The organism is Actinokineospora bangkokensis (assembly GCF_001940455.1).
GTDB classification, from domain to species: Bacteria; Actinomycetota; Actinomycetes; order Mycobacteriales; family Pseudonocardiaceae; genus Actinokineospora; species Actinokineospora bangkokensis.
This window is the reverse complement of record NZ_MKQR01000032.1, coordinates 1-18358: the sequence shown is the minus strand read 5'-3', so window position 1 is coordinate 18358 and position 18358 is coordinate 1. Positions and strand designations below refer to the sequence as shown.

General features: G+C 75.4%; 19 protein-coding genes. 5 read left to right on the top strand and 14 right to left on the bottom strand.

Translation table 11 applies throughout. From position 1 onward, the window contains the following. Window positions 1–2: 2 nt before the first annotated feature. Window positions 3–1415, top strand: coding sequence for a GH1 family beta-glucosidase (locus BJP25_RS31000; RefSeq protein WP_075978624.1), 1413 nt, complete (start codon window positions 3–5; stop codon window positions 1413–1415). A gap of 85 nt (window positions 1416–1500) precedes the next feature. Here the strand turns inward: BJP25_RS31000 and BJP25_RS32930 are convergent. The 7 genes from BJP25_RS32930 to BJP25_RS30960 form a co-directional block, all read right to left on the bottom strand. Then, window positions 1501–2380, bottom strand: a protein-coding gene (locus BJP25_RS32930; protein ID WP_143218829.1) for an IS5 family transposase whose coding sequence is annotated in 2 segments (ribosomal slippage) — window positions 1501–2014 and window positions 2013–2380 — 882 coding nt in all. Because the reading frame shifts where the segments join, the coding sequence is not laid out codon by codon here. A gap of 50 nt (window positions 2381–2430) precedes the next feature. Next, the gene (locus BJP25_RS30985) at window positions 2431–2970 is read right to left on the bottom strand and encodes an ankyrin repeat domain-containing protein (RefSeq protein ID WP_075978623.1); all 540 of its coding nucleotides are present in this window, start codon (window positions 2968–2970) and stop codon (window positions 2431–2433) included. A gap of 39 nt (window positions 2971–3009) precedes the next feature. Further along, window positions 3010–3600: an ankyrin repeat domain-containing protein gene (locus BJP25_RS30980; protein WP_075978622.1), complete on the bottom strand. Its 591-nt coding sequence runs from the start codon at window positions 3598–3600 to the stop codon at window positions 3010–3012. Next, window positions 3597–3944, bottom strand: a complete 348-nt coding sequence (locus BJP25_RS34460; protein ID WP_075978621.1) for an STAS domain-containing protein — start codon at window positions 3942–3944, stop codon at window positions 3597–3599. Before BJP25_RS34460 ends, BJP25_RS30980 begins: the two co-directional genes overlap by 4 nt. 74 nt (window positions 3945–4018) lie before the next feature. Next, window positions 4019–4468, bottom strand: a complete 450-nt coding sequence (locus tag BJP25_RS30970; RefSeq protein WP_084794808.1) for a helix-turn-helix domain-containing protein — start codon at window positions 4466–4468, stop codon at window positions 4019–4021. Window positions 4469–4906: 438 nt separating this feature from the next. Then, entirely contained in the window at window positions 4907–5215 is a 309-nt protein-coding gene (locus tag BJP25_RS30965; protein ID WP_075978619.1) for a DUF202 domain-containing protein, read from the bottom strand. After that, the gene (locus tag BJP25_RS30960) at window positions 5212–5577 is read right to left on the bottom strand and encodes a YidH family protein (protein WP_075978618.1); all 366 of its coding nucleotides are present in this window, start codon (window positions 5575–5577) and stop codon (window positions 5212–5214) included. Before BJP25_RS30960 ends, BJP25_RS30965 begins: the two co-directional genes overlap by 4 nt. A 284-nt stretch (window positions 5578–5861) precedes the next feature. Here BJP25_RS30960 and BJP25_RS30955 point away from each other — a divergent pair, with 284 nt between their 5' ends. Further along, a complete protein-coding gene (locus BJP25_RS30955) occupies window positions 5862–6968 on the top strand; it encodes a S1 family peptidase (RefSeq protein ID WP_075978617.1) in 1107 nt (368 codons plus the stop codon). A 54-nt stretch (window positions 6969–7022) separates the two neighbouring features. Here the strand turns inward: BJP25_RS30955 and BJP25_RS30950 are convergent, their stop codons facing one another. From BJP25_RS30950 to BJP25_RS30920, 7 genes are all read right to left on the bottom strand, one after another. Beyond that, the gene (locus tag BJP25_RS30950) at window positions 7023–7916 is read right to left on the bottom strand and encodes a 1-phosphofructokinase family hexose kinase (RefSeq protein ID WP_075978616.1); all 894 of its coding nucleotides are present in this window, start codon (window positions 7914–7916) and stop codon (window positions 7023–7025) included. Window positions 7917–8018: 102 nt separating this feature from the next. After that, entirely contained in the window at window positions 8019–8918 is a 900-nt protein-coding gene (locus BJP25_RS30945) for a class II fructose-bisphosphate aldolase (protein ID WP_075978615.1), read from the bottom strand. Then, the gene (locus BJP25_RS30940; protein ID WP_075978614.1) at window positions 8909–9754 is read right to left on the bottom strand and encodes an SIS domain-containing protein; all 846 of its coding nucleotides are present in this window, start codon (window positions 9752–9754) and stop codon (window positions 8909–8911) included. The genes BJP25_RS30945 and BJP25_RS30940 overlap by 10 nt, the downstream gene beginning before the upstream one ends. A gap of 43 nt (window positions 9755–9797) precedes the next feature. Further along, the gene (gene eda / locus BJP25_RS30935) at window positions 9798–10406 is read right to left on the bottom strand and encodes a bifunctional 4-hydroxy-2-oxoglutarate aldolase/2-dehydro-3-deoxy-phosphogluconate aldolase (RefSeq protein WP_075978613.1); all 609 of its coding nucleotides are present in this window, start codon (window positions 10404–10406) and stop codon (window positions 9798–9800) included. A 43-nt stretch (window positions 10407–10449) separates the two neighbouring features. Then, window positions 10450–12330, bottom strand: a complete 1881-nt coding sequence (gene edd, locus BJP25_RS30930; RefSeq protein WP_075978612.1) for a phosphogluconate dehydratase — start codon at window positions 12328–12330, stop codon at window positions 10450–10452. Between the two features lie 185 nt (window positions 12331–12515). Continuing rightward, window positions 12516–13778, bottom strand: coding sequence for a hypothetical protein (locus tag BJP25_RS30925; RefSeq protein WP_143219405.1), 1263 nt, complete (start codon window positions 13776–13778; stop codon window positions 12516–12518). Further along, window positions 13775–14539, bottom strand: coding sequence for a bestrophin-like domain (locus tag BJP25_RS30920; protein ID WP_075978610.1), 765 nt, complete (start codon window positions 14537–14539; stop codon window positions 13775–13777). Before BJP25_RS30920 ends, BJP25_RS30925 begins: the two co-directional genes overlap by 4 nt. A gap of 351 nt (window positions 14540–14890) precedes the next feature. On the opposite strand from BJP25_RS30920, the gene BJP25_RS30915 reads away from it, so the two are divergent. From BJP25_RS30915 to BJP25_RS30905, 3 genes are all read left to right on the top strand, one after another. Further along, window positions 14891–16516: an alkaline phosphatase D family protein gene (locus BJP25_RS30915; RefSeq protein ID WP_075978609.1), complete on the top strand. Its 1626-nt coding sequence runs from the start codon at window positions 14891–14893 to the stop codon at window positions 16514–16516. 22 nt (window positions 16517–16538) lie between these two features. Continuing rightward, window positions 16539–17603, top strand: a complete 1065-nt coding sequence (locus BJP25_RS30910; protein ID WP_075978608.1) for a hypothetical protein — start codon at window positions 16539–16541, stop codon at window positions 17601–17603. A 167-nt stretch (window positions 17604–17770) separates the two neighbouring features. Beyond that, window positions 17771–18289 carry a winged helix-turn-helix domain-containing protein gene (locus BJP25_RS30905; protein ID WP_075978607.1) on the top strand — a complete coding sequence of 173 codons (519 nt, stop codon included), beginning with the start codon at window positions 17771–17773 and terminating at the stop codon, window positions 18287–18289. Window positions 18290–18358: the final 69 nt, after the last annotated feature.

The following is an 18358-nucleotide window of genomic DNA, read 5'->3' as shown; positions in this document are numbered from 1 at the left end:
CCTTGGACACGACGACGGCGCCCACCGCGGGCACCGAGGCCGAGCACGCGCTGATCGCCACCCTGCCCCCGACCTTCCGCTGGGGCGTGGCCACCTCGGCCTACCAGATCGAGGGGGCGGTGGCCGAGGGCGGCCGGGGCCGGTCGATCTGGGACACCTACTGCCGGGTGCCGGGCATGGTGGACGGCGGCGACCACGGCGACGTCGCCTGCGAGCACTACCACCGGATGCCCGAGGACGTGGCGCTCATGCGGGAGCTGGCGGTGGACACCTACCGGTTCTCCGTGGCGTGGCCGCGGGTGCAGCCCGGGGGCACCGGCCCGGCCAACCCGGAGGGGCTGGGCTTCTACGACCGGCTGGTCGACGAGCTGCTGGGCAGCGGGATCACCCCGTGGGTCACCCTCTACCACTGGGACCTGCCGCAGGAGCTGGAGGACGCGGGCGGCTGGCCGGTGCGCGACACCGCCCACCGCTTCGCCGACTACGCCATGCTCGTGTTCGACAAGCTGCACGATCGGGTGCGGGCGTGGACGACGCTGAACGAGCCGTGGTGCACCGCCATGCTCGGCTACCACGAGGGCCGCCAGGCCCCCGGCCGCAGGCACTTCGGCGACGCGATGCGCGCGGTGCACCACCTGCTGCTCGGGCACGGCCTGGCCGCGCAGCGCATGCGCGCCGCCGACCCCGGCATCGAGCTGGGCATCACGCTCAACATGTCGACGATCACCCCGGCCACCGACAGCCCCGAGGACGTCGACGCCGCCCGCCGCGGCGACGGGCTCGGCGTGCGCCTCTACCTCGACCCGCTGGTCAAGGGCAGCTACCCGCAGGACGTGGTGGCCGACCTGGCCGCGCGCGGGGCCGCCCTGCCCGTCCAGGACGGCGACCTGGAGGTGATCTCCACCCCGCTGGACCTGCTGGGGGTCAACTACTACTTCAGCCAGCAGGTGTCCGGTGTGGACGAATCCGGGTCCGCCGTGGACGCCGCGGGCCTGCCGGTGGGCCGCGAGGTGCCGACCGGGCGGCCGGTGACGGCGATGGGCTGGGAGATCACCCCCGGCGGCATGACCGAACTGCTCACCCGGCTGCACCGCGACTACGGGCTGCCGATGTACATCACCGAGAACGGCGCGGCCTTCGACGACGTCGCCGACGACGACGGCTTCGTCGACGACGCCGACCGCACCGCCTACTTCGCCGCGCACCTGGCCGCGGTGGCCGCGGCCCGGCAGGCGGGCGCGGACCTGCGCGGGTACTTCGCCTGGTCGCTGATGGACAACTTCGAGTGGTCCTACGGCTACGCCAAGCGGTTCGGCATCGTCCGGGTCGACTACGAGACCCAGCGGCGCACGCCGAAGCGGTCGGCGCTGTGGTACCGCGACACCATCCGCCGCGTGCGCGACGGGCACGCCTGAGGCCCGGGACCCGGCCGCCCCGCCCGGGGCGACCCGGCACGACGACGGACCGCCCCACTGGCGGGCAGGGGCCTAGGGCGTGTCCTCAAAGCCAGAGTGTGAGGGTGGCGAGGTCGATCATGGCCTGGAAGGACAGGGCGGTCTTGTCGTAGCGGGTGGCGATGGCCCGGAACTGCTTGAGTCGGTTGAAGCAGCGCTCGACGACGTTGCGTCGCCGGTAGGCGACCGGGTCGAAGACTGGTGGGCGGCCGCCTGCTCGGCCTCGTCGTTGTCGTCCGGCCTGTTGGTCGCGGCGTTCGGGGATGGTGGTGGGGATGCGCCGGGCCCGCAGCCAGGCGCGGATGGCGCGGGAGGAGTAGCCCTTGTCCGCGAGCACCCTGCGCGGGCGGGCGCCCGAGCGTCCCCGGCCGGGGCGTCGGAACCGAATCCCGTCCATGACCTGGGTGAACATGGTGCAGTCGTTGACGTTGCCGCTGGTCAACACCACCGACAACGGACGCCCGTGCCCGTCACACGCCAGATGGATCTTGGTCGAGGGCCCGCCCCGAGAGCGGCCGATGGCATGATCACCTGGTTCGCCCTGCCCGCCGCGGGATCGCCCCGCCCCCCGCGCCGGGGTCGACGGCGTGACGGGCCCCGGCCGCGTGCTGGTGCGCCCGCACGATCGAGGAGTCGACCGAGACCTCCCGGTCCAGCTCGTCGACCGCCTCGGCGACGACCCGCACCCTGGCGACCAGCGCGGCCAAGGTCCCGTTGCGCGACCACCGCCAGAACCGGTTGTAGACGGTCTTCCACGGCCCATACCGCTCCGGCAGATCACGCCACGAGATCCCCGTCTTGGCCTTGAACAACATCCCGTTCACCACCCTGCGGTCATCCACCCTCGGACGACCCCTCACACCCGAAGGCGGCAACAACGGCTCCACGACCTGCCATTGCTCATCGGTCAACTCATGCCTGCGCACCACGGGACAAGATCAAAGCAGATCAACCACACCCACTTTGAGGACAGGCCCTAGCCCTCGATCGACCGCAGGTGGGCGGCCAGGTCCCGGTGCCCGTTGTGCTCGGCCCAGCCGGACGGGGGCGCGTGGAAGCGCGGGTCCCGGGCGGTCGGGTCGGCGCCGAGCGCGAGGAGCGCGTCGACGGCGTCGCGGTGGCCGTGGAACGCGGCTTCGTGCAGGGGGTTGCCCACCTCCAGCGGGAACCCGGCCGCGGCGAGCGCGCGGAGGGCGGGGACCTTGCCGAGCGCGGCGGCGCGGGCGGTGGCCCCGGGGAAGCGGGCGACGGCCTCGGCGCTGGTCGCGGGCTCGCCGCGCATGAGGGTGGCCAGTGCCCGCTCGGCATCGTCGAGCTCGGCGCGGGCCCCGGCGGCGACCAGCAGGTCGACGGCCTCGGTGCCGCCCGCGAGCAGGGCCAGCTCCAGCGCCGGGCGGCCGCCGTGCACCGGGTGGCCGGGCTCGTCGCCGTCGGCGGGGACGCCGTGCGCCAGGAGCAGGGCGACGCGCGCCGGGCGGTCGTCGGCGGCGGCGCTGAGCAGCTGGTCGTGCAGCATCCGGGCGGGGGTGTGCAGGGCGTCGCCGAGCCGGGCCGGTCACGGGCTCGTCGCGCAGGGCCTGCCGAGACCGTGCGCGAACAGCAGTTCCAGGTGCGAGTCGTCCGCGGTGAACATCCGGTTGTACAGCGCCTGCCCGTCGTTGGGATCCGCGCCTGCCCGCAGCAGCAGCTCGGCCAGCTCGGTCGCCGCCCGGTGCGGGGGGCAGTTCGCCGCGTCCTCTCCCCCGCCGAAGGCACCCGTGAGTGCGGTGAACGGCGGGGTGAGGCCTTCCCAGAGATAGCCGGCGTTCGGGTCGGCGCCCGCCCCGACCAGCAGCCGGGCGCACTCCACCGGGTCGCCGTCACCGACGCGGCTGAACGCCAGGTGCAGCAGCGGTTCCCACCCGAACGGCCCGCCCGGCTCGTCGGCGCGCTGCCCCCGGGACAGCAGGTCCGCGACGACGTCCGCCGAGCCCAGCGCCGCGGCGGTGTGCAGGGACGCGCCCGCGATGTCGGGGTGCGCGGCGAGGAGGGCGCGCGCGTGGTCGCGGCGGGCCGGGCTGTCCCCGCCGTAGGTGAGACAGGCGTGGGCCAGGAACTCGTCCGCGGGGGTGGCGAACTCGGTGACGCGGTGCGGGGAGGTGGTCACCGCAGGTCCGGGTTGGGGTCCGCGGAGCTGGTGACGCGCAGCGCGGTGTTCATGCCCGCGACGTCGAGCAGGCGGGCCACGGCCGGGGAGATGTCGACCAGGCGCAGCCACCCGCCCGCGCGGTCGAGCCGGTGCTGGGCGGCGATGAGCGCGTTGAGCCCCGCGCAGCCGAAGAACTCCGCGTCGGACAGGTCCACCAGCAGCCCGGGGCGCGGGCCGCGCTGGTCGGCGACCGCGCCGAGCAGGAACCGCTCCAGGACCCCGGCGGCCAGCAGGTCGACCTCGCCGCCGACGGCCACGGCGACGACGCCCGGGGCGGGCGGGTCGTCCAGTCGCAGGTCCACTCTCGTCTCCACCGTCGGGGCGTTCGACGGTACCGCCTGCCGCGGGGTGGGCGGCCCGCCCGAAAGGGTGAAGATCAGTCCTGGCGCAGCATCCGCACCAGCTCCACCACCGGCAGCCCGCACAGCGCCGCCAGCGACTCCAGCGCGGACAGGTCGAGGTCGCGGCTGCCGCCCGCCTGCCTGCCCACCTCGGCCGCGGCCCAGCGGCGGGCCGGGGCCAGCGGCTGCCGGTCGTCGAGGGCCAGCCGGGTCAGGTCGACCTTGAGCGAGGCCGGGTGGTCGTCGCGGCTGACCTGGTCGTGCACGCGCTCCAGCAGGTCGTGCGGCGAGGTCTCCAGGGCCATGCACAGCTCCACGAACCGCACGACCGTGCACGAGCGCGTCCCGGTCTCGTAGGAGGCCAGCGCCTGCGCCGACAGCTCCACCGGCAACCGGCGGACCAGCTGCGCCCTGGTCCACCGGCGGCGCATCCGCATCTGCTGCAACTCCCGGCCGAGCGCCCGCTGGTACGCCACCCCGTCCATCACCACACCCCCGCTACCCCTCCCGCGCCGCCTGGCGGCGACCCTGCTGACCTGCGGTCTTCCCCGCGGTTTGTCACGCTACGCACATCCGCCCCGGCGATACCCTCACCGGGCCAACAACCGCCCGAACGAGTGAAGGACGTCCGTCCTCGTGACACGGTGAGTAGAACTCATCAGTCCGGTGTGTACTGACCGGTAGGTCTGGACGCCACGGCCCGCGCGCCCGATACTGCCGTGGCACCAGTCGGACGGATCCCGCGTCGAGACCCCGCCGCCCCCTCCTCGGCGGGGCGGGACCGCGCAGGTGCGCCGTCCGGGGACCGCGGTGCCGCGCGGGCCCCGGACGGCAAACCACCACCCGTGCCACGGGCGCGGGAATCCTCAACGGACGCGTCCCCGCTCACCGGCCACCGCGCCGCGCGACGGCCGTCCAGCCGATCACTGCGACAGGACGATCAGGAGCGCGGCGAACGCCGGAACGAGCACCACCACCAGCAGCAGCGCCTGCACCCCCGGGGTCGTCGCCGGGGACCCGCCCGCCACGGCGCGGCGCACGTGCCGGTACCGCGCGACCCCCAAGCCCAGCACCACGACCGGCACCAGCAGCGAGCACAGGCCCGCGACCAGGGCGAACGGGCCGCGCGCGGAGTGGGTGAGCAGGGTGCCCAGCACCGCCGCGGCGAACGCCGTGCGCGACCAGGCCAGCCGCGTGCGCTCGGCCTGCAACCCCCGGTCCGGGCCGGTCACCGGGCCGAGGCGAGGACGAGGACCAGCACACCGACGGCCACCGCGGTGATGCCGAGGGTGAGCGCGGGCAGCTGCGTGGTCTGCGGCAGCGGCTCGCGCAGGCGCATCGCGCGCTCCACCCGGCGCCAGCGGGCCAGGCTGAGCGCGGCCAGCACCACCCCGAGGGCGATGAGCAGCAGCGCGACGGCCAGCCGCAGCCCGGCCGGGACGCCCGGCAGGTACTGCGAGACCGCCACCCCGCCCGCCAGCAGCGCCAGCGAGGTGCGGATCCAGGACAGGAAGGTGCGCTCGTTGGCGAGGGAGAAGCGGTAGTCCGGTTCCTCGCCCTCGGTGACCCGCACCCGCTCCGCCCACCTGCCCATTCCCACATCCTAGCCAGGCGGTGCCCGCGAACTGGGAAAATGGCAAGTGCACGGGTGGTGTCGATCTCCAGCCGCCGCCCGGGGGGCGGGCCGCCCCCGATGGACCACAGCGGACACCCGCCGTCACGAAACGGACATCGGGACCCCGTCCGCCACTGCTCGTTCGGCTGCTGTCGCCCGCCCCCGCCACCGCGTAGCGTCCTCCGGCAAGCGGCTCACCGCCGCTGTCGGGAAATAACCGGTAGACCCACCACCGAACCCTCTCCCTGCCTTGGAGGCCGTTCGTGCGTCGTTCTCCCCTGCGTTCCCTGTTCACCCTCGCCGGTGCCGCGGCCACCGCCGTGGCGCTGGCCGCCCCCGCCCAGGCGGCCCTGCCGCCGCTGCTCACCGCGGGCTCCGGCACCGGCGCGGTCGCCGCCACCCAGCAGGCCCTGCAGTCGCGCCTCGGCGGCTCCTACTCCGGGTCCTGGTTGGACAGCACCACCGGTGCGCTGACCGTCGGCGTCACCGACGCGTCCCGGCTGGCCGAGGTGCGCGCCGCGGGCGCCACCCCGAAGCTGGTCGCGCGCAGCGCCGCCGAGCTGGCGGGCTTGCAGTCCACCCTGGACCGCAAGGCCGCCACCGCGCCCGGGGCGGTGCCCGCGGGCGTCACCGGCTGGTACGTCGACGTCACCACCAACGAGCTGGTCGTCTCCGTCGTGCGCGGTGACGCCGCCGCCCTGGCCTGGGCGAAGTCCGCGGGCACCGGCGGCACCCGGGTGGAGTCGGTCACCGACGCGCCGCGGCCGCTGTGGGACATCATCGGCGGCCAGGCGATCAACTTCAGCGCGGGCCGCTGCTCGGTCGGGTTCAACGCCCGCAGCTCCTCGGGCACCCGGTACGTGATCACCGCCGGGCACTGCACCGAGCTGGGCGGGTCGGTGCGCGGCACCGGCGGCACCATCGGCAGCGTCAGCGGCTCGTCGTTCCCCACCAACGACTACGGCCGGATCACCGTCTCCAGCACCTCGGCGGTGTCCACCCCGCTGGTCGACCGCTACTCCTCCGGCTCGGACGTGACCGTCGCGGGCAGCAGCGTGACCGCCATCGGCGGCGGCGTCTGCCGCTCCGGCTCCACGACCGGCTGGCGCTGCGGCACCGTGCAGGCCTACAACCAGACGGTCAACTACGGCGGCGGCGACATCGTCTACGGGCTGACCCGCACCAACGCCTGCGCCGAGCCGGGTGACTCCGGCGGCTCGTTCGTGTCGAACCCCGGCACCGGCACCCGCGTGCAGGCCCAGGGCCTGACCTCGGGCGGCTCGGGCAACTGCTCCAGCGGCGGCACGACGTACTTCCAGCCGATCAACGAGGCGCTCTCCGCCTACGGCCTGACCCTGGTCACCGGCTGATCGGCTCCCCCTCCCGCGCCCGCCCGGCCGTCCCACCGGGCGGGCGCGGGCACGTCACGGCCCGCTGACCTCGACGAGGTCGACGACCTCGGCCAGGACGTCGGCGTCCAGGCTGCCCGCCAGCGGCGCCGCGACCGCCGCCGCCGACCACGCCACCGCCGCCCGCAGGCGCTCGGCCCACGGCAGGCCGTGGGTGTGCGCGAGGGCGGCCACCGCCGCGTCGCCCGCGCCGGTGGGGTTGCCCGGCACCCGGTGCGGCGGGCGGGCGGTGAAGGCGCCCTCGGGGGTGTGCGCGCGCACGCCGTCCACCCCGAGCGAGACCACCACGGCCCCGGCCCCCACCTCCGCGAGCGCGGCCGGGTCGTCGGAGCCGACCGCCTCGCGCAGCTCGTCGAGGTTGGGCTTGACCACGTCGGCGCCCGCGGCGGCCGCGGCCAGCAGCGCGGGCCCGCTGGTGTCGACCACGGCGGGCACCCCGACCCGCCGGGCGCGCTCGACCAGCTGGGCGTAGCCGTCGACCGGCGCGCCGGGCGGCAGGCTGCCGGAGCAGACGAGCACCGACGCCTCGTCGAGGTGGCGGTCCACCACGGCCAGCAGGCGCCCCCAGTCCACCTCGGACAGCGGCCCGCCCGGCTCGGTGAACAGCGTGGCGCCCGCGTCGTCGTCGAGCACGGCGATCGTCATCCGCGTCGGGGCGGCGACCGGCAGCAGCTCGTGCGGCACCCCGGCCTCGGCCAGGTCGGCCCGCAGCGAGTCGCCCAGGATGCCCCCGACCGGGCCCAGCGCCAGCGTGGGCACCCCGCGCTCGTGCAGCACCCGGCTGACGTTGAGGCCCTTGCCGCCCGCCCGCTCGTGCACCGTGCGCACCCGGTGGGTCTGGCCGGGCCGCAGCTCGGCCACCCGGTAGCTCACGTCCAAGGCCGGGTTCCCGGTGACGGTCAGGATCACGCCCGCTCCCTTCTCGCTCGGCGGTCCGCCCCCCGCGGGCGGGCCGCGCGCCCCGGCCCCGCGGGGTCCGCCGCGGGTGTCCGGGAAACCAGGTGCGCCACCTCAGGCGCCGGGGGTCGCGCGGCCCGGCGCGCCGGGCGGCCCGGTCGCGGGCAGCGCGGCGGCGGGCACGGCGTCGAGCAGGTCGAGCAGCCTGGCCGCCTCCTCGGCGACGGCGTCGCGCGCGGGCCCCAGGTAGCGGCGGGGGTCGACCAGCTCGGGGTCGGCGGCCAGCGCGGCCCGCGCCGCGGCGGTGAACGCGGCGTTGAGGTGCGTGGAGATGTTGACCTTGACGAGGCCCGCGCGCACCGCCCTGGTGAGGTCGGCGTCGGCGATGCCCGAGGCGCCGTGCAGCACCAGCGGCACCGGCACGGCCGCGCGCAGCGCGGCGACCAGCTCGAAGTCGAGTGCGGCGTCGCGGGTGCGCATGGCGTGCGAGCTGCCCACCGCCACGGCCAGGGCGTCCACCCCGGTCGCCGCGGCGAACGCGGCGGCCTCGGCCGGGTCGGTGCGGGCGCCGGGGGCGTGCACGCCGTCCTTGCCGCCGACCTCGCCCAGCTCCGCCTCCACCGCGACCCCCGCGGCGCGGCAGCGGGCCGCGACCTCGCGGGTGCGCGCCACGTTCTCGGCGTAGGGCAGGGCCGAGGCGTCGAACATCACCGACCCGATCCCCGACCCCAGCGCCTCGTCCACCAGCCCGGGGGACACCACGTGGTCCAGGTGCACGGCCACCGGCGCGCTCGACCCGGCGGCCACGGCCAGGGTCGCGGCGAGCAGCGGGGCCAGCGACCCGTGGTAGCGCACGCAGTTCTCGCTGATCTGGAGCACCACCGCGCGCCCGGCGTGCTCGGCGGCCGCGGCCAGGGCGTGCGCGTGCTCCAGCTGGACGACGTTGAACGCCCCCACGCCGCGGCCGTCCCGGACGGCGGCGGCGAGCAGGTCGGCGGTGGGGGTCAGGGGCACGGCGGCAGCACGACCGAGCGGGTCAGGTGGCGGGGGTGGTCGGGGTCGAGCCCGCGCCGCTCGGCGACGGCCACCGCGAGCCGCTGCGCCACCACCAGGTGCGCCATCGGGTCGAGGTCGCTGTCCACCCAGCCCGCCCCGGTGCGCTCCACGTCGGCGGCGAGCCCGGCGGGGGCCGCGCCGAACATCCAGGTGAGCCTGCCGGGCTGGGCCACGCTGATCGGCCCGTGCCGGTACTCCATCGCCGGGTACGCCTCGGTCCACGCCGACGCCGCCTCGCGCAGCTTCAGCGCCGCCTCGTGCGCCAGGCCCACCGTCCACCCGCGACCGAGGAAGGTGACCTGCTCGGCGCCCACCCACCCGCTGACGTCGACCCCCAGCGCCGCCTCGGCGTCGGCGACCGCGCCGGTGAGGTCGGCGCCGAGCGAGGCGCGCAGGTAGGCCAGCGCCGTGGTGGCGAACCTGGTCTGGACCACCGACCGCTCGTCGGCGTAGTCCAGCAGGACGGTGTCGCCGCCGAGGTCGGGGTTCGCGGTGAGGACGGTCGCCGGGACCCCGCGCAGCAGGTCCAGCACCTCGGTCGTGGTGCCCGAGCGGGTGATCGCCACGACCCGGTCGTAGTCGCGGTGGGCCGGGAACTCCGAGGCGGCGAAGGCGTCGGTGCGCCCGTGCCCGGCCGCCTCGCGCAGCGCCGCGTAGGCCATCGCCATGAACCACGACGTGCCGCAGCCGACCACCGCCACCGCCTGCCCCGGCTCGGCCAGCGGCCGGGCCGCCTCGGCGGCCCGGCGCCAGCACCCGGGTTGACCGGCGATCTCGTCGAGGACGTGGGACACCGGTCGAGACCCCCTGCTCAGCGCTGGATGTCAGGCGGCCACATCATGCATCCGCGCGCAGAGCGGCGGCAAGGCGGGCCTGCTCCTCGATCCGCGCGGTGTCGGCCGGGTCGGCGGTCAGCCAGCTGCCGCCGACGCAGCCCACGGTGGCCAGGGCGAGGTAGTCCGGGGCGGTGGCCGCGGAGATGCCGCCGGTCGGGCAGAACCGCAGCTGCGGCAGCGGCCCGGCGATGGACTTCAGGTACGGCACGCCGCCCGCGGCCTCGGCGGGGAAGAACTTCAGCTCGGTGTACCCGCGCTCGGCCAAGCGCATCGCCTCGGAGACCGTGGCGGCGCCGGGCAGCAGCGGCAGCCCGGTGTCCTCGGCGGCGCCGAGCACGAGGTCGGTGCTGCCGGGGGTCACCAGGAACCTCGCCCCCGCCTCCAGGGCGGCCTTGGCGTGCTCGGGGGCGGTGACGGTGCCCGCGCCGACGACGGTGCCGGGCACCTCGGCGGCGATCGCGCGGATGGCGTCCAGCGCCGCCGGGGTGCGCAGGGTGACCTCGACGATGCCGACGCCCCCGCGCAGCAGCGCCTGGGCGAGCGGCACGGCGTGCGCGACGTCCTCCACCACCACGACGGGGACCACCGGGGACAGGTCGAGCAGGCTCACGGGACCTCCAGGTTCCGGTTCGGGTGTCAGGCGGTTCAGGTGTTCAGGCGGAGAACTCGAAGTCCTCGGCCGAGGGCGCCGACGCGGGGCCGAAGACGCTCGCCCCGTGGTCGGCGGGCCCGACCGAGCGGCGCAGCGCGGCGAACAGCTCGCGCCCGGTGCCGGTCCAGGACAGGTCGTCGGCGGGGGCGTCGGTCGGCGTGCGGGCGGCCAGCACGTCGGCGTCCACCAGCAGGTCCAGCCTGCCGGTGGTGGCGTCGACGCGGATCAGGTCGCCGCTGTGCACCAGGGCGATGGGACCGCCCGCGGCGGCCTCGGGGGTGCAGTGGATGGCGGCCGGGATCTTGCCCGAGGCCCCGGACATGCGCCCGTCGGTGACCAGGGCGACCTGGTGCCCCCGGCTCATGATCGCGCTCATCGCGGGGGTCAGGGCGTGCAGCTCGGGCATGCCGTTGGCGCGCGGGCCCTGCTGGCGCAGCACGATCACCACATCGCGGTCGAGCTCGCCAGCCTGGAACGCCGCGTCGACGGCCTCCTGGCTGGTGAACACCGCCGCGGGCGCCTGCACGACCCGGTGCTCCGGGGCGACCGCCGAGACCTTGATGACCGCGCGCCCGAGGTTGCCCGCGAGCATCCGCAGCCCGCCGTCGGCGGCGAACGGCTCGGCCACCGGGCGCAGCACGTCGAGGTCGCCGGAGGCGCGCACGCCGTCGCGCCAGACCAGCTCGGTGCCGCCGTCGAGGACCGGCTCCTGCCGGTAGCGGTCGAGGCCGGGCCCGGCCACGGTGGACACGTCGCCGTGCAGCAGGCCCGCGTCGAGCAGCTCGCCGACGAGGAACTGCACGCCGCCCGCGGCGGCGAAGTGGTTGATGTCGGCGGTGCCGTTGGGGTAGACGCGGGCCATCAGCGGCACGACCGCGGACAGGTCGGCGAAGTCGTCCCAGGTGAGCTGGATGCCCGCCGCGGCGGCGATCGCGACCAGGTGCAGCGTGTGGTTGGTCGACCCGCCGGTGGCCAGCAGCGCGATCACGCCGTTGACCACGGACTTCTCGTCGACCACCGCGCTGATCGGGGTGTACTCCGGGCCCAGCGCGGTGATCTCCACGGCCCGGCGGGCGGCGGCCTCGGTGAGCGCCTTGCGCAGCGGGGTGCCCGGCGGGACGAAGCTCGCCCCCGGCAGGTGCAGGCCCATGACCTCGACGACGAGCTGGTTGGAGTTCGCGGTGCCGTAGAAGGTGCAGGTGCCGGGCGAGTGGTAGGACGCCGACTCCGCGGCCAGCAGGTCCTCCCGGCTGGCCTGGCCCTCGGCGAAGGCCTGGCGCACCTTGGCCTTGAGCGCGTTGGGCAGCCCGGAGGCCATCGGGCCCGCGGGCACCAGGATGGCGGGCAGGTGGCCGAAGGCCAGCGCGCCGATGAGCAGCCCGGGGACGATCTTGTCGCAGACGCCGAGCAGGAGCGTGGCGTCGAACATGTCGTGCGCGAGGGCGATGCCGGTGGCCATGGCGATGACCTCGCGGCTGAACAGCGACAGCTCCATGCCCGCGCGGCCCTGGGTGATGCCGTCGCACATGGCGGGCACGCCGCCCGCGAACTGGGCGACACCGCCGTGCGCGCGCACCGCGGCCTTGATCCACGCCGGGTAGTCCTGGAACGGCTGGTGGGCGCTGAGCATGTCGTTGTAGGCGGACACGATGGCCACGCCGGGCACGCTGACGGCCTTGACCGCGTCGCGGTCCGGCCCGGCGCAGGCGGCGAAGCCATGCGCGAGGTTGCTGCACCCGAGCCCGGCCCGGGTGGGGCGGTCGGCGGCGGCGCGCGCGGCCGCCTCGACCCGCCGCAGGTAGGCCTGCCGGGCACTGGCGCTGCGGGCCGCGATCCGCTCGGTGACCTCGGCGACGACGGGGTTCATCGGCTGGTGGGGCATGGCATCTCCGGTCCTCGCGCTCGTCGGGGCGCGTCCGACGCTACCGAGCGCGGGGGGCTGCGGTCAAAATCGATTCAGTGACCGGCGTCCCATCATCCAGTGACGATCAAGTGATCGATACAGTGCGCCCGGTGCCAAATGTGACGCGCGCCATAGGCGATCTCCAGCACGTCCGGGGGCGGTGATCAGCGGCGACGCGACCCCGAGCGCGAGGACGCCGCCGCCGCGCCCGCGCCGAACAGCAGGGCGAGCGTGGTCAGCCCCCAGCGGCGCTTCTTCTCCGTCGACTCCTGCGCGCGCTGCTTGGGCGTGGGCGCCTGCTCCTCTTCCTCCTGGGCGCGCTGGCGCACCTGGGCGGGCATCCCGGGCGCGGCAGGAGCCCCCGATGGCTCCGGCGGTGGCGGCACCACGGCGGGCGGGGCAAGTGCCGCAGGTGGGGTGGGGCCCTCCGGCGGCGGGGCGCCCGGGGCGGGTTCCGGGCTGACCGACGAGGGCGGCGTGGTCGTGGCCGGGACCGTGGTCGCACCGGGCGGGCCCGGGGGCCGCGGCGTGGTGGTCGGTGGTGTGGTGATCGGTGGTGTGACGGTCGGCGGCGTGGCGGTCGGTGGCGGCGGGGCCGGGACCGCCACGCACTCCGAGGCGTCCTGGAAGGTCGTGCTGGGGGCGACCGCGACCTCCTGCGGCGTCCCGCCCAGCGGTGCCCGGTAGAGGCGCGCGCGGCCCGCGGTGCGGTTGGACATGGCGTAGAGGGCGCCGTCGCTGCCGAAGGTCACCGCGCCGTAGGACGCGCTCGGGGGCAGCTGCGGGCTCGGCGGCCAGCTCAGCGCGCCGGTGGCGGGGTTGATCCGGACCAGCCTGCCCGGACCCGCGGCCAGCAGGGGGGTCGCGACGCCGTAGAGCTGGCCGTCGGCGGCCCGCAGCGCCAGGTCGTCGACCCCGAGACCGCTGAGCAGCGGGGTGATCGGGCGGCGGGCCTCCACCACGGCGTCGGAGAGCCGGATGGTGAGCAGCGCCGTGGCGGTGACGGCGTAGAACCGGCCACCCGCCACCCCGCCGCCGCGGATGACCAGCCCACCGAGCAGCGCACCGCCCAGCGGGGCGCTGGCCAGCACGTTGCCGCGCAGGTCCAGGGTGAACAGCCTGCTGGGCAGGTACACCCCGTCGCGCCCGCCGGCGGCCAGCGCGTAGAGCCTGCCGTCGGCGTGGCCCAGGGCGTCGACCCGCTGGTCGAGCGTGCGCAGGGTCGTCTCGCCGCCGGTGCGCAGGTCCACCCGGGTCAGGGTGGACAGGCCCAGGCCGTCGCGGTGCACCCGGTAGAACGCGCAGGACGCCGCCGCGGGCCGCACCTGCGCCGGGGTGGCGCCGCGCGGGTCGGTGGTGATCAGCGCCGTGCCCGCCAGCACCGCCGCGGCGGCGGCACCGGACAGCACGACCGCGGCGCGCCTCACCGCAGGCGGGCCAGGACGGACTCGAACGCGGTCGGGTCGACCTTGGCCCCGCCCGCGTACGGGTTCTGCAGCTGATAGGTGGCGAACAGCAGCAGCGACAGGATGCCCGCGAGCACCGAGACGATGACGATGTGGGTCAGCGGCTGCGGGCCGCCGAAGAGCAGGGCCAGCGCCACCGTCATCACGCTGCCCAGCACCAGGGCGAACCACACCACGTCGGTGACGCCGTCGCCGCCCGCGGCGTTGAGCCGCTCGGTGCGCGCCTCGTAGACGTCCCACAGCTCGTCGAGCGCCTTGCCCTTCTGGTCGACCTGAAAGTCCTCGCCCGCCTGCGCGCCCTGCACCACCGCGCGCATCCGGTCCAGCAGGGCCCAGCCGTCCCCGGTGACCTCGCCGTCGCCGGTGGACATCTGCGGCCACTCCTCGTCGGCGACGAGCTGGGCGTAGCGGGCGGCGAGGTCGCGCAGCTCGGTGCGGGCGGGCTCGGGCAGCGCGTCGACCGCCCAGGTGGCCGCGACGAGGCCGTCGGCCTCCCGGTAGGAGCCGTCCTCGGCGGCGGTGGTGCCGTCGAACAGCGAGATGAGGACGAAGGCGAGCAGCACCGCGTGCAGGCCGCCGACGATGGTGAACACCTGGCCCGCGGCCTCGTTGTTGTCCACGACGCCCTGGGTCTCGCCGACCCGGCGGATGAGGTAGGCCACCGCGGCGGTCACCACCGCCGCGCCCACGACCCAGAGCAGGCCCTGCAAGTAGGTGTCCACCGGTGTCCCCTCCCCGCCGGCGACGGCGGCGCTCGACGTGCCCGCGGGGGTGCTGCGCCGCGCCCGATGCGCTGCCGCGCAACCGAAGGATCTTCACGTGCGCGCTCCCCCAGCGCTACACCTTGGCGCACGCCGGGCGGCGCGGCGAGGGCGGGGTGCCGGGACTACTCGATCGGGGTACGCCCGACGCCCGACCGCGCCGCGACCCCCCGCTGCGCCGTCCGGGGGACAGCGCGTTGCGCCGAGGTGACCAAGCGTGCCGGATCGCTCTACTGTGGACCGAATCGGCGTTGGGCGGCTGGGCTGAACGGCGATTACCCTTCGACGGGCGTTCCTAGCGAAGGGGTGGAGATGGCCGAGCTGCTGCTGGGTCCGCTGCTGCGGCACGTCGACGACACGTCGGCGACGATCTGGGTGGAGACCGACTCGGCGTGCTCGGTGGCCATCGGTGGGGTGACGGTGCCCACCTTCCAGGTGAACGACCATCACTACGCGTTGGTGGTCCTCACCGACCTCGAACCCGCCTCCACCGTCGAGTACCAGGTCCGGCTCGACGGCGAGACCCGCTGGCCGCTGCCGGACAGCGAGTTCCCGCCGTCGCGGGTCCGCACGCTGCCGGTCGGCGGCGACAAGGACTTCCTCATGCTGTTCGGGTCCTGCCGCAAGCCGGAGAGCGAGGACCCGAAGGAGCACAAGCAGTGGGGCACCGACGCCCTCGCCGCCTACTCCTGGCGGATGCGCGAGCAGGACGAGAAGGACTGGCCGGACTCGCTGTTCCTCGTCGGTGACCAGGTCTACGCCGACGAGACCAGCAAGGCCACCCAGGAGTGGATCTCCCGGCGGCGCTCGCTCCAGGAGCCGCCCGGGGTCGAGGTGCGCGACTTCGAGGAGTACGTGCACCTCTACCACGAGTCGTGGTCGACCCCGGAGATCCGCTGGCTGCTGTCCACCGTGCCGACCTCGATGGTCTTCGACGACCACGACGTGCGCGACGACTGGAACACCTCGCAGACCTGGCGCGACGGCATCGAGGCGACGAGCTGGTGGGCCGAGCGCGAGCTGGGGGCGCTGGCGACCTACTGGATCTACCAGCACATCGGCAACCTCTCCCCCACCGAGCTGGCCGAGGACAAGACCTACGCGCAGGTGCTGGCCGAGGGCCGCTCCGGCGACGCGGGCGGCGTGCTGCGCGAGTTCGCCGAGCTGGCCGCGCGGGAGGTCAACGGCCGCAAGGGCACCCGGTGGAGCTACCGGCGCGACTTCGGCAACGTGCGGCTGCTGGTGGTCGACACCCGCTCCGGGCGCATCCTGCGCGACGGCCACCGCTCGATGGTGGGCGACGGGGAGTTCGAGTGGATCGAGGCCAACGCCGACGGCCACTACGACCACCTGCTCATCGGCTCCTCGCTGCCCTGGCTGATGCCGCACGTGATCAGCCACGTGCAGTCGATGAACGAGGTCGCCGCCCGGCGCACCGACTGGCGCGGCAGGCTCGCCGAGAAGCTGCGCCAGGCCGCCGACCTGGAGCACTGGCCCTCCTTCCGGCAGTCCTCGGACCGGCTGACCAGGCTCATCCGGCGCATCGCCGAGGGCGAGGCGGCCACCGTGTGCGTGCTCTCCGGCGACGTGCACCACGTCTACGCCGCCGAGGCCACCTTCGACCGGCCGGTCGGCGCCCGGGTCTGGCAGCTGACCTGCTCGCCGCTGCACAACAGCGTCGAGCGGTTCATGCGCCCGCTGTTCCGGCTGGCCTGGTGGAAGCCGCTGGCCGCGGTGCTGCGCCGGTGGATGCTGCGCTCGCCGCAGGTCGAGCCGCTGCCGGTGTCCTGGGAGAAGACGGCCGGGCCCTTCTTCGGCAACGCCGTGGCCACCCTGCGGGTGCGCGGGCGGCGCGCCGACATGGTCATCGAGCGCGCCGACGACGTGGGCGGCGACCCGCGGCTGCGCCCGCTGCCGCCCATCAGCCTGACCGGGTGAGGGTGCTCATACACTCAGGGGCGTGGAATACCAGCTCACCGCCGACGTCACCCCCGCGAGCGGCTCCCCGGCCCTCGACCCGCTCCAGCAGCACGGCGTGGCCGCCCTGCTCGACGAGCAGCTCGACCTGCTCGCGGGCATCGAGGGGCCCGACGGGCTGGAGGTCGAGCCGCTGGACCACCGGGTCGCGGTGCACCCCGGCGGGGCGGTCATCACCTGGCTGCTCGACGCCCCCGCGCTGGCCTTCGCCGAGGAGGCCGCCCGGCACGTGCTGACCGAGCTGCTCGGGCAGAACGAGCTGCTCGGCGGCTGGGAGGTCGGCCGGTGCGAGGTCATCGCGACCGACGACGACCTGGAGGCCGCGCTCAGCGACGCCGAGGTGGTCGACGACCTCGACGAGGACGACGAGGTGCTCTCCGAGGCCGACCAGGCCGCGCTGCGCGAGGACCTGCTCGCCTCGGCCGACCGGCTGCGCGCGGTGGGCCCGGAGGCCTTCGGCCACGACCCGGCCGACCCGGCCCCGGCGGTGTCGCTGGAGGCGGCCCGGCTGGTTGCGGGCGCGCTGGTGCAGGGCATGGAGAACCTCACCGACGACCTGTTCGGCGACGTGCAGGACCTGGAGGAGGCCGAGGAGCCGGTGGCCGAGCTGGACGCGGTCAACGTCCTCGACCAGCTGCCCGCCCGCTACGCCGACCACTACGGGCCGCTGTTCGCCAAGCAGTTCCTGGTGACCACCGCGATCCTGGGCTACCGGCTGTCGCAGCCGGGCTGGACCGGCCCGCTGTGCACCGCCGAGGCGCTGGCGCTGCACCTGCTCAAGAACCAGGCGCTGCTCCAGCTGGAGATCGCCGGGCTGCTCGACGAGCTGCCGGTCAAGCAGGTCATGGCGGCCTTCGACGAGCACGTGCTCGGCGGCTTGGAGCACGAGCGGCTCTACGACGACATCGACGGCGGCGGGGCGGGCGGCGGCGAGGACGACATCGACCTGCTCGGCACCCCCGGCCTGGACTTCGACGAGTGGTTCCTGCCGCGCAACGCGGGCGACGTGCTGCACCCGTACCTGGGCGTGGAGGACGACGGGGAGTGACCGGCGGGGTCCGCCCCGCAACCCGTCCCAGGGGGCGGACGCCGTTGACCAGGACGTCCGCCGACTGGTCGACTCTCCCCCGTGTTCCCGACAGTGACCGGCGGGCGATGTCGCGGCTGACCGCCGCACCCCCCCCCCCCCCCGCCACCTGAACCCGGGGAACGACCATGGCCGCACCACTGGACCTGCGCGCGGGCACCGCGCCCGCGCCCGCCCGCCTCACCGTCACCGTCCACCTGACCGCGGAGGCGGCGCGCGTGCCGCTGCTCGCCGCGCAGTTCGCCCACGCCCTGCAGCAGCTGGGGCACCACGACGACGTGCACGCCGACGTCACCGTCGACTCCGCGCCCGCCCTGGGCGTGGTGGTCCCGCTGCCGCGGCGCGCCGACCGCCCGCTGCGGGTGCTGCGCGGCGCGCGCCGGGTGAGCTGGCGCGGCGCGGAGGTCGAGCTGACCAGGCTGGAGTTCGACCTGCTGCTGTTCCTGGCCGAGCACCCCGACCGGGTGCACCGCAGGCACACCCTGATGCGCGAGGTCTGGGGCACCGACTACGTCAGCGAGCGCACCGTCGACGTCCACGTCCGCCGGGTGCGCAGCAAGGTCGACCCGGACGCGCCGCTGATCCGCACGGTGCGCGGCGTCGGCTACCAGTTCGACGCGACCGACCTCATCTCCATCGAGCCCTGACCGGCGCGGCGGTGGACCCGCGCCCCCCCCCCCCCGGGGCCCCCCCCGCCGCCGCCCCCCCCCCGACCT